Source organism: Microcoleus sp. CAWBG640 (genome assembly GCF_020883015.1).
In the GTDB taxonomy this organism is placed as follows: domain Bacteria; phylum Cyanobacteriota; class Cyanobacteriia; order Cyanobacteriales; family Microcoleaceae; genus Microcoleus; species Microcoleus anatoxicus.
The window spans coordinates 1-11083 of the sequence record NZ_JAHRFC010000120.1; the positions used below are offsets into that span (position 1 = coordinate 1).

The following is an 11083-nucleotide window of genomic DNA, read 5'->3' on the forward strand; positions in this document are numbered from 1 at the left end:
TGCGACTAAGGTAATCTTTGACGTTCACGCGATGGGGAATCCGATGCTTTGGTGGCTGTCAACTTTAGGTTTAATATTAGTAGCAGTAATTTTGGTTAACCGCTTTTGGGTTTGGCGACAAACCCGTAACGAGGATTCTGTTACTCTCCTGGAACAGCAGCAGCTATTTGTGTTTCCCCCCACTACTGAAATGTGGTTGATGTTATACTTAATAGTTAACTGGGCTGCTAATTTGCTGCCTTGGGTCAAGGTTACTCGTTGCGTATTTTTGTATCATTATATGGGTTGTTCTGTATTTGCAACGCTGGCAATTGCTTGGTGGGTTGACAGGTGGATTAATAGCCATCAGAATCGTCTCCGAGGGATGGGAGTGACAATTATTTTTATGGTTTTAGGTGGTTTTGCTTTCTGGATGCCTATTTATTTGGGACTCCCTTTGTCGGAACTTGAATGGAAAATTAGGATGTGGCTGCCATCTTGGATTTAATTAAGTGAATTTAACAGATGCTAAGTAGAAAGGTGCAAATAAACAGCACGCAAATGGAACTAATTAATTTAAGAGGGTGATGCACATTTATGATATAGTGCTCGATAAACTGCTTCGCCGCGTTGGAGTCTACCAATTTCTCTCTCCGTCGCCACAGGTAGGGGATTTTCTGCTAACCATTCGCCATTGTTTTGACGCTTAAAGCTAGGGTGAGATGAAAAGCGATCGCACATTTCCCTTTCTACTTCTTCAATATCAGATTGCATAAAAACTTCGCCACCAATTGCCAAATAGGTTGCCAAATCATTGACTAACTCCGGTTGCACTACCCGCCGTTTATGGTGTTTGTTTTTAAACCAAGGATCGGGAAATTGAATGCTAACTCGCTGCAAAATACCTGCGGGTAAAGTTTCTAAAATGGGCTTCAGAGAACTATTGGCGTTGCCAAATAAATAGTGGAGATTTGTCAAGCCTTTTTCATCCCGCCAAACATTCGCCTCTTCTACCAGAGGTTCCCGAATTTCTAATCCCAGAAAATTCCAGTCTGTTTGGAGTTGCGCCATGTGCCACAAAAACCTTCCCCTACCGCAACCGATATCTAAATGCAGCGGCAAATTTAACTCAGCATAAATTTTTGTCCAATCCGGGGGATTTACGGATGCTTGATATCGAATGGATAGGGGATTGACGTGTTCCCGAACTCTAACTCTTGCCAATTTTGATGTCTCCTTAATGTGATTTTTAACCGCAGATGAATGCAGATTAACGCTGATAATTATTGATTTTTGCTAACTGGTCTAATTTTTTCCACGAATTAGCGATCGCCAAATTAGAAATGAAAAATTGCATGATTACGATTTCTCATTTCTAATTATTGTATCAAGCTTCTGGTTCAATGCCTGCTGCTCTTAATTGTGCTGCTAGTCGATCGCCGCGCTCTTGAACAATTTCTATTTCTTGCCTTTTCCTTTCTACCATCTCTACTCCCCACAATAACATCTGTCCGCTCTCATCCCACCAGCGCAACCAATATCCGCTTCTTTCCGCTTTTGTTCCCTGCCAAACACCCAGAAATAGCCCAACTCCTGCAACCCAATAACGACCATTTAAATCGGGTTGCTGTGCTTGATACCTTCCTCCTGAATCCAACTGGTAGACTTCTAGCACTCCGGCGGCGGGTTCAAAGATTACATAGATTGGAACTCGCAATACTTGTTCGTAAAAAAACCATTTACCGGGGGGATAACTTGGCTTGATTGAATATTCATCGTTGGGACTAGCTGACAAGAACTCCATCACGATCGCCGGAATGTCCCCTTCTAAGTTGGGAGTGTAACTGCGGCGAATTTCTTGACTGGGAAGCGCTTGTACGTTGCGGGCATAAAACCAATCTGGAGCTTTGATAACTAGCTTGCTGTCTACTGTCGCACAAATACCCATATTTGGAGCAATTAATATTCCTGCTACTATTAGCCCTGCAATTTCTAAGATTTCTCGCAAGGCAGCAGCTAGCAAAGGCTGGTCGATGTTTTCCACTGGTTCCTCGTCTAAAATAAAATCGGCGGGCAATTTTTCCCAGGTAATTTTCAAGTCTGCTGTACTGACTGTCATGGTATTTTACCTCTTATTGAGACTGCTGGAGTGCGGTTTTCAATACTTCTTGATGAAAGAGCGATCGCCCTACTATAAATTTTATCCTCTCTGGCGATAAGGCGTCGCCGTTAGCATAGTGTTCGATCCAGATTTTACTGATTAAATAAGGATCGTCTGGCAAGTCTGATAATAAATATCCCGGCATTTCTAACTCGTCCATCAACTGACTAACTTTGGGATCGTAGCTGAGGGCAAAACAGCGACATTCTTCTGAAGCTGCCATAATTAAACTATGGTAGCGCATCCCGATCGCCATTTCGACTCCCCGAAATAGTCCTTTCAATTTCCTTGGATCGTCTAAACTCAGAATCCGACTCCTTTTCGGTAATGCTTCATGCAAATGTTTGGCAATTTCTAAGTCTTGGGAAGCTTGAAAAGGCAGTAGCAAAATTAAGGTGCGGGTGGCTTTTTGAAAGTCCACTAAAGCTTGAGTTAAAATTGATAACCGAGCGGGAGTTAGGCTAGGATGCGATCGCAAACAAACCGCAACTCTGGGCGCTGGCAAATCCCACAAACCCGACACTGGTGAATTTTCCAAAGCCCACACCGGATCGGGCGCTAAAGTAAAAGGAATTTCCCAATCTGCTAGCAGGGTAGCAGAGCCTTTATCCCGCACGCTAACCGCAGTACATCCAGCAAAACACCGCTGAGATAACTTACGGGTAATTTCTCGATTCAAAGGCCCAATTCCCTGGGCCCAAGCCACAGTTTTTAATCCCATTTGTTGTGCTAATCCCATCAAACCGCCATAATAAAATGGGCTGATCGTGCTAGTAGTATCTTGGATTAAACTGCCACCACCCCAAATTAGGGCATCGGAGGTGCGGAGTGCTTCAAGGACTTGAAACGCATTCATGCGATCGCGCGCAGCTACACCGTAACGCTGATTTGTCTCCACAGGATTGCCAGAAAGGACGATCGGTGTCACATCATCTGGTAACATTTGCAGTAGCGAGGCTAATAGCGCCTCGTCGCCACCGTTGCCTTTACCGTAATAGCCGCACAAAATTGCTCGCATTTTTACTTTTTTCTTAGTTTACGATGGGGAATCTAACTATTACAATATCTAATCAATACATCTTGCATCTTATTTCAGAATACAAACAATGCACGCTTTGTCAATTCCCACCTGGATTATTCACATTTCTAGTGTCGTCGAGTGGATTGTCGCCATCTGGTTAATTTGGACCTACGGCGAAGTTACTCACAACCGAGCTTGGTGGGCCCTTTCCGCCGCCATGTTACCCGCCCTCGTCAGCGCTATGTGTGCCTGTACATGGCACTATTTTGATAACTCTCCAGCCCTAGAATGGATTGTTACCCTGCAAGCCGCCATGACTCTCATCGGCAATTTTACTCTATGGGCGGCTGCTTGGTGGATTTGGCGATCGGCTCAAACAACAGAAAAAATTAAACAGGACTAGAATTTGGTCAGGAAAATTCCCCATTCACCTATTATTACATCTCCAAAAAAGCCTGTCTTGAACACGCATAGAGCCTGTTCCACAATAGTTATTGGATCTGTCTAATGATGATAGTGCACCGTTATTGTTTACTTCAAATTAATTAAATCGCTGACATCATTATTTCGACTCCCAAATCTTTTTATACGGACGCAGAGAGAAGGTAAGACCACTTGTGGCACATCTCCATGAAGTGTCAAGAATCCTCGCCGTTCTACGGCGGGGAGTATATCAATTGACTTTTATCTACCCCCATGGTGTACAATCTAAAATCTCAGATCTCATATCTTAAATCCCTATGTCTTTCGTTGGTTTGCACATCCACAGCGATTACAGCCTGCTAGACGGGGCATCTCAGCTACAGCAGCTAGCAGAGCGGGCGGTGGAATTGGGGATGCCCGCGATCGCCCTTACGGATCACGGAGTCATGTATGGCGCGATCGAACTGATCAAAGTTTGTCGCAATAAAAATATTAAACCCATTATTGGCAACGAAATGTACGTTGTCAACGGCGACATCGAAGTAAAAGTTCGAGGTAGAAGAAAATACCATCAAGTTGTTTTAGCTAAAAACACCCAAGGTTATAAAAACTTAGTTAAATTAACTACAATTTCCCATTTAAAGGGAATGCCAGAAAGAGGAATTTTTGCCCGCCCTTGCATCAACAAAGAACTCCTCAAACAATACTCCGAAGGCTTAATTGTTACCAGTGCTTGTTTGGGTGGAGAAGTCCCCCAAATGATTATGCAAGGAAAGCTAGATGTCGCCCGTGAAGTCGCCAAATGGTATCAAGAAGTATTTGGCGAAGATTACTACTTAGAAATACAAGACCACGGCTCCCAAGAAGACCGGCTTGTGAATGTAGAAATTGTCAAAATTGCTCGCGAACTAAAAATTAAAATAGTCGCCACCAATGATTCTCACTATATTTCTTGCAACGACGTAGAAGCTCACGACGCTTTGTTGTGCATCAACACCAATAAACTAATAGAAGAAGAAAAGCGAATGCGCTACAGCGGCACAGAGTATTTGAAGTCCGCTGACGAAATGGCGCAACTATTTCAAGACCATTTGGATGCTGAAACGATCCAAGAGGCGATCGAAAACACGCTAGAAGTAGCAAACAAAGTATCAAGATATGACTTAACAGGAGAAGCTCGGATTCCCACCATTCCAATTCCCCCAGAACATACCGCCGATACCTATGTAGAAGAAATATCCTGGCAAGGACTATTAGAACGCCTCAAATCCCGCACCAAAAATGAAATACCTCCCGTCTACAAACAAAGACTAGAATACGAACTCAAAATGATTCAGCAAATGGGATTTTCTGAATACTTTTTAGTAGTTTGGGACTACATCAAATACGCCAGAGATAACAATATTCCCGTCGGACCAGGACGCGGTTCTGCCGCAGGTTCTCTAGTTGCCTACGTCCTCAAAATTACCAATATAGACCCCGTACACCACGGATTACTATTCGAGCGATTTCTCAATCCCGAACGCAAATCAATGCCAGATATTGATAGCGATTTCTGCATCGAAAGACGGGATGACATGATTAAATACGTGACCGAAAAATATGGAGAAGACCGCGTAGCGCAAATTATCACCTTTAATAGAATGACATCAAAAGCTGTCTTGAAAGATGTTGCCAGAGTTTTAGGGATTCCCTACAAAAAAGCAGACGAAATGGCAAAAATGATTCCGGTGTCGCGGGGAAAACCAGAAAAACTGAAAGTGATGATTTCCGATGCAACACCTGCACAGGAATTTAGAGAAAACTACAAAAATACAATTTGCATCAATGCAGAAACTGGCACTGAAGTCCCCGTCCGTCAGTGGATTGACATGGCAATTCGCATTGAAGGAACCAACAAAACCTATGGCGTTCACGCCGCCGGTGTGGTGATTTCTTCCCAGCCCCTAGATGAAATCGTACCGCTGCAAAAGAATAACGAAGGTGCTGTGATTACCCAATATTTCATGGAAGATTTGGAATTTTTGGGGTTACTGAAAATGGATTTTTTGGGACTTAAGAATTTAACAACCCTCCAAAAAACTGTTGATTATGTTAAGCAAACGCAAGATATAACCATCGATGCCGAAGGGCTGCCTTCTGATATAGAACGCAGAGCTCAAGAGACATTTACTAGAAACAACAAGTTGCCCGGTGATGTAGCAAAAACTTATAAACTCTTAGAAAAAGGAGATTTAGAAGGTATTTTTCAGTTAGAATCTTCTGGGATGCTGGATGTAGTAAAAAAAATTAAACCTTCTTGTCTGGATGATATTTCTTCTATTTTGGCACTTTATCGTCCCGGCCCCCTGGATGCTGGTTTGATTCCACAATTTATCGATCGCAAACACGGTAGAGAGGTAGTTAAATACGACCATCCACTGTTAGAACCGATTTTAAAAGAGACTTATGGAACCCTTTGTTTCCAAGAGCAAATTATGCGGATGGCTCAAGATTTAGCAGGGTATTCTTTAGGTCAAGCTGACTTGCTGCGCCGCGCCATGGGTAAGAAAAAAGCGGAGGAAATGCAGAAGCAAAAGGAAACATTTATTGATGGGGCTACTAAGAATGGTGTCCCTCAAAAAATTGCCGAAGAATTGTTCGACCAAATGCTGAATTTCGCGGAATATTGCTTTAATAAATCTCACTCAATGGCCTATGCCTACATCACTTATCAAACTGCTTATTTAAAGGCAAATTTTCCTGTAGAATATATGGCTGCACTGCTGACTGCTAACAGTGGGGACCAGGATAAAGTACAGAGATATATCGCTAATTGTCTCAAACTGGGTATCGAAGTAGAGCCGCCGGATATCAATAGTTCTGAACTGACGTTTACACCTATCAAGATGAAACATCCTGCAAAAGATAAAATTTTGTTTGGGATTTCGGCGGTCAAAAATGTGGGTGAGGGTGCAATTGAAAATATTTTAGCTGCGCGACAGGAAGGGGGGGATTTTAAATCTTTACCCGATTTGTGCGATCGCGTCAATCTTCATGCTGTCAACCGCCGCGCTTTAGAAGCATTAATTCAATGCGGGGCCTTTGACAAAATTGAGAATAACCGCCAGCAATTAATCAACGACATGGAAGGGGTAATTAAATGGGCCCAAGACCGGAAAAAAGACCGAGAAAGCGGTCAAGGTAATCTATTTGATTTGTTAGGTGGGATGAACTTTGGGAAGTCTGCGAATAAGTATGAGTCTGCGCCAAAATCTAAAATAGTCAAAGATTTCGATGCACAAGAAAAGTTGCGATATGAAAAAGAATTGCTCGGATTTTATGTATCAGAACATCCCCTGAAAATTTTGCTCTTAGTAAACCAAGAACCCGATGTCGTTACTATCCAAGAACTAGCAGAAAAGAAGGGAAAAGTATCAGTTATTGCCATGATTAGTGCTATCAAACCCGTAGTTACTAAAAAAGGTGAGAAAATGGCAATTTTGCAATTAGAAGATTTAACCAGTCAAGTCAAAGCTGTGGTATTTCCCAAAACTTACGAACAGATTGGCTCCCATATTACAGAGAATGCTGTGTTACTGATTAGTGGAAAAATTGAGAAAGATGGGGAGGAAATTCAGATAATTGTAGACGGTGCTAAACCATTAACAGCAGTAGAAACTGGAGAAGAAACAAATCCCTTAGAACCAGAAGAGCCAAAAACTTGGGAACCCGAACCACTCAACAGGGTACAAGTACCAAAACCAGTAGCAATTTTACAAATTGTGATTATTAACTTGACACCCCAGCAAATAAAAGACACCAAAAAACTGAATTCTCTCAAAGCTATTTTGCAAGAACTTTCCAATCGAGGACAAGATGGTAGCGTTTCGGTGGGGGGAATTGTGGTAGGTGAATATTCCTGTCAACCCCTTCGCATTAGCCCTCAATTGTGGGTACAAGATGGCGAAGAAACTGTTAGTCGTCTTAAGTCTGCGGGATTTGATGCTCGCATTTTTCCCCTGCATAATCATGGGGATGTTCTCGTATTTCGAGAAATGCGCGATCGACTAAACTTACACTCTTGGGCTAGTCGTTTACTGGGTACAGAACCCGATCGCATTTCTCGTTATCTGAACTATCTCACCCAATCATCACCAACCGCAATCCATCCCTTTTAGATGTGAGAAACTATTCCGGTGAAGATTCTTTGGCTTTAATCACCGCTTCCCTAAATCCTAAAACTACTAAAATATTCGCAATTGTTAAGAATAATTCCGCTGAACCGTGAAGCCAGTCAACATTGGCTAGGGATTCGTTATAAGCAACTTTTGCATAAATTGCGGCAGGAATCGTCACACCCACAAACACGAGAGTGCCATAAAATCCCATCAGAGCTAAACGTGGTGTTTTTCCAGATTTAGTCAAAAACCACAGAAATCCCAAGTAGGGAAACAGAGACAAAACAAATAAATTTTCCTTAGCAATCATTAGCGGTCGTTAGTAATTGGTGATTGACCACATACTATGATAAATCAAAATTTTAAGATTATTGACAATAATTTTAAAATTTTAATATTTAATTTGAAAGATGCACCATTTTCGATCGAACCTCTACAGACTCACCCAAGCACCGTAGATATTACCAAAACTCACAACACGAAGGTAGTATGTAAAATACCTTCCCCCATCTACAGACAAAACCCACAGACAAAACCGATAAATATTCCCCTAAGCACCGTTTTTATTCAAGAATAATTTCAAAGAACGCAGTCTCTTGATTGCCATGTATAACATCTCTATCCAGCAATCAGAAACTGAGAGTTGACAAAAGTGTTTTTTTTGCTAGGAGGAATCAAGGAAGTATCGCTGAAATCATTTAGATTGAAGCATAATTTTCTATCTTCCAGAATGAATTCTGTGATTTTAGCATCCAAATCAAAATACACTCCGCCATCCCAAATTCGGAACTCCAAGCGTCCGTGAAAAACCATGACTTCCAGTTGAATAGGAGTTTCAACGGGCAGATTTTTGTGAGCGTGACGAACTGCATTAGTGAAACCTTCAACCACTGCTAGCTGAAGCACGTACCAAGTCTCACTAGGAAACGATAAATCCTGCAACTGCTCAAACAACTCGAAAACTTTAGTTACATCATTTAAATCAGTATTTACTTGCAGGTTAAGTGCTCTAACGGGAATATCATCTAATACTTCTTCCTGTTGTTTTGCATCCAGCCAATCCCACCGATTTAAAAAATTTACTAACCCATCTAAAGCACTGGCTTGTTGAATTTTTTCGTGTCGAACGGGGCCTTGTGTTTCGTAACTTTTACTCAGTAACAAACAATTGCGACCATCGAAAGTGCGGGTGTAACTTACCTGGTCTGCAATCTGCCACATGAGTTTAATACCTCGGCCGCCTTCTGCCAGTTGATCTATGCTAGTAGACATTTGTTCTGCTCCTCTGAAAGTGTTAGCTTTAATCAATTTGCACACCCGCCGTTTAGTAGATGTACTCTTTTATACTTTTGTACTCAGTATTATTTCGGCGATTACACAAGAATGCTATCTTTTTTCTAGAAGCCAAGGCATCAGCAATATGTCTAAAGACTCTAAGCCAATTGGCTTAGTTACTCAACACCTGTACGCAGACCATTACCCTCCGTAGCAAAACAAAACTTAACAGAGTATAAATACTCCTCCTTTGTACTCTAAATTGGCTTGTTATAGGGGGTATAACCCCTACATGGCAAACCCTTTGATGGCTGAGACTGCTAACAACTCAGATATGCTAGCCCACCCTCAAACCCCTACTGTTACCGGAACTTTCACCCGAACTACGTAAGTAATATTTGCTATGACCAAAATCCAACGGACTATTCTGACAGCAGCAATAGTGCTGCTACCATTTTTCGCAGCAGTTCCCTTACCAGCTCAAAATTTGTCCCTAGTCCAGCGACTGTTAGAAACCAGAGGATGTCCAGGATGCGACCTATTTGGAGCTTCCTTGAACCGTGCAGACCTGTTTGGAGTTGATTTAAGCGGTGCTATCCTGAGCAGGGCAGACCTGATTGATGCCGATTTAACCGGGGCTGATTTAAGGGAAGCTAATTTAAACAACGCCAACATGAGAAATGCCTTTTTGAGCAATGCTGACATCAGCAAAGCTAACATCAGCAGGGCTGACATCAGGGGAGCGAACTTAGAAAATGCTAACCTCAGCGAGAGTTCTCTGAGAGAGGCTTCTCTTCAGTTTACTAATTTAAAATGTACGAATTTGAGTGCATCTCAACTAAATGGGACAGATCTCAGGAATGCTGATTTAACTGGTGCAAATCTCAGCGGTGCGGATCTGACAGAAGCGGATTTAACTGGTGCAAATCTCACTGGTGTAGATCTCAGGAATGCCAACCTCAGCGATGCTAGATTGATTAAAGCCAATCTCAAAGATGCCAATTTATGTGGTGCCCGGATGCCCAACAAAAAAACATCTCAGCGAGGTTGTCCAGCTAAGAAAGAGGAATCAGAATCAATCAAGATGAATAATTACTGCAATTACTGTCCAGCCCTTTGAATATTTTCAAATTCAGGAATTAGGCGATCGCAGTTAGATGCCCGACTTTTTGAAAAATTCGGGTATCTGGATGATTGTGTTTACTATTTAATGTTTAATCGTGTTTCCCTGTTGAAAAAAATTGCTGATTTTTTCGAGATATTCAGCACCAGCAAAGTTTGCTAAATTATTGTGACCGGCATCTGGAACTATGTACAACTGTTTGGGTTCAGGGGCCGCATCGAACAGTTTTTTGCTCATTTCAACGGGAACTACAGTATCAGCGGTTCCGTGAATAAATAGTACAGGCATTTCCAGGCGATCGACTTTAGCAATAGAATCAAACCGCTGTCTCAGCAATAAATCAATCGGAAATATCCGATACACCCCAGACTGAAAGTCTACCATTTCCCGTGCCGAAGTAAAAGAGCCTTCCACTATTAACCCGGCGGCTTCGGGGTTTCGCAGTGCTAAATCGATCGCGATCGCCCCTCCCAAAGAATGACCATAAATATAAATTTGCTTAGGGTTAATTCCTCGTTGTTTCACTAAATAATCCATAGCAAGTTGAGCATCTTCATAAACCTGAGATTCTGTCGGAAACTCGCCCTGGCTTTTTCCATAACCGCGATAATCTATGAGGAATACGGACATACCTAACTGATGAAATCGATTAGCGTGTTCCACGTTTGCCCCTACATTTAAACCATTCCCGTGTAGGTATAAGACTACCCCCCCTAACCCCCCCTTATAAAGGGGGGGGACAGGAGAGGAGCCTTCCTTATAAAGGGGGGGGACAGGAGAGGAGCCTTCCTTATAAAGGGGGGGGACAGGAGATAGAACTTGCCTGTATGATGTTCGATCAAACCTTCACCAATGGCGCAAACTCCTCTAACTTCAATTGTAAGTCATCCACCAGCATTAAACGATACCTTTCGGTAGTTTTCAACTTGTGGAGAACATAA

The 11083-nt window shown here is 42.3% G+C and carries 9 protein-coding genes and 2 pseudogenes; 5 read left to right on the forward strand and 6 right to left on the reverse strand.

Annotated features, from left to right (window positions below; translation table 11 throughout):
- Positions 1 to 487: pseudogene (locus AAFP11_RS27925) on the forward strand (dolichyl-phosphate-mannose--protein O-mannosyl transferase); the annotation flags it as partial.
- Between the two features lie 68 nt (positions 488 to 555).
- Here the strand turns inward: AAFP11_RS27925 and trmB are convergent.
- The 3 genes from trmB to csaB form a co-directional block, all read right to left on the reverse strand.
- Entirely contained in the window at positions 556 to 1203 is a 648-nt protein-coding gene (gene trmB / locus AAFP11_RS27930; protein ID WP_341739955.1) for a tRNA (guanosine(46)-N7)-methyltransferase TrmB, read from the reverse strand.
- Positions 1204 to 1366: 163 nt separating this feature from the next.
- A complete protein-coding gene (locus tag AAFP11_RS27935; protein WP_341739956.1) occupies positions 1367 to 2098 on the reverse strand; it encodes a Uma2 family endonuclease in 732 nt (243 codons plus the stop codon).
- A gap of 13 nt (positions 2099 to 2111) precedes the next feature.
- Complete coding sequence (csaB, locus tag AAFP11_RS27940; protein WP_341739957.1) at positions 2112 to 3158, reverse strand: polysaccharide pyruvyl transferase CsaB; 1047 nt, start codon at positions 3156 to 3158, stop codon at positions 2112 to 2114.
- A gap of 88 nt (positions 3159 to 3246) precedes the next feature.
- Between csaB and AAFP11_RS27945 the strand changes: the two genes are divergently transcribed.
- Together AAFP11_RS27945 and AAFP11_RS27950 are read left to right on the forward strand one after the other, a co-directional pair.
- Positions 3247 to 3564 (forward strand): DUF2499 domain-containing protein, encoded by a 318-nt coding sequence (locus tag AAFP11_RS27945; protein ID WP_341739958.1) that lies wholly within the window; start codon positions 3247 to 3249, stop codon positions 3562 to 3564.
- A 337-nt stretch (positions 3565 to 3901) separates the two neighbouring features.
- The gene (locus tag AAFP11_RS27950) at positions 3902 to 7744 is read left to right on the forward strand and encodes a DNA polymerase III subunit alpha (RefSeq protein WP_341739959.1); all 3843 of its coding nucleotides are present in this window, start codon (positions 3902 to 3904) and stop codon (positions 7742 to 7744) included.
- Positions 7745 to 7754: 10 nt separating this feature from the next.
- On the opposite strand, the gene AAFP11_RS27955 is transcribed toward AAFP11_RS27950, so the two are convergent.
- Positions 7755 to 8054 carry a DUF3593 domain-containing protein gene (locus AAFP11_RS27955; protein ID WP_341739960.1) on the reverse strand — a complete coding sequence of 100 codons (300 nt, stop codon included), beginning with the start codon at positions 8052 to 8054 and terminating at the stop codon, positions 7755 to 7757.
- A 308-nt stretch (positions 8055 to 8362) separates the two neighbouring features.
- Positions 8363 to 9016: an ATP-binding protein gene (locus tag AAFP11_RS27960; protein WP_341739961.1), complete on the reverse strand. Its 654-nt coding sequence runs from the start codon at positions 9014 to 9016 to the stop codon at positions 8363 to 8365.
- Between AAFP11_RS27960 and AAFP11_RS27965 the strand changes: the two genes are divergently transcribed.
- Complete coding sequence (locus AAFP11_RS27965) at positions 9003 to 9233, forward strand: hypothetical protein (RefSeq protein WP_341739962.1); 231 nt, start codon at positions 9003 to 9005, stop codon at positions 9231 to 9233. The genes AAFP11_RS27960 and AAFP11_RS27965 overlap by 14 nt on opposite strands.
- A gap of 189 nt (positions 9234 to 9422) precedes the next feature.
- Positions 9423 to 10139, forward strand: coding sequence for a pentapeptide repeat-containing protein (locus AAFP11_RS27970; RefSeq protein ID WP_341739963.1), 717 nt, complete (start codon positions 9423 to 9425; stop codon positions 10137 to 10139).
- An 87-nt stretch (positions 10140 to 10226) separates the two neighbouring features.
- Here AAFP11_RS27970 and AAFP11_RS27975 read toward each other — a convergent pair.
- Positions 10227 to 10850 (reverse strand): annotated as a pseudogene (locus AAFP11_RS27975) (alpha/beta fold hydrolase); the annotation flags it as partial.
- Positions 10851 to 11083: the final 233 nt, after the last annotated feature.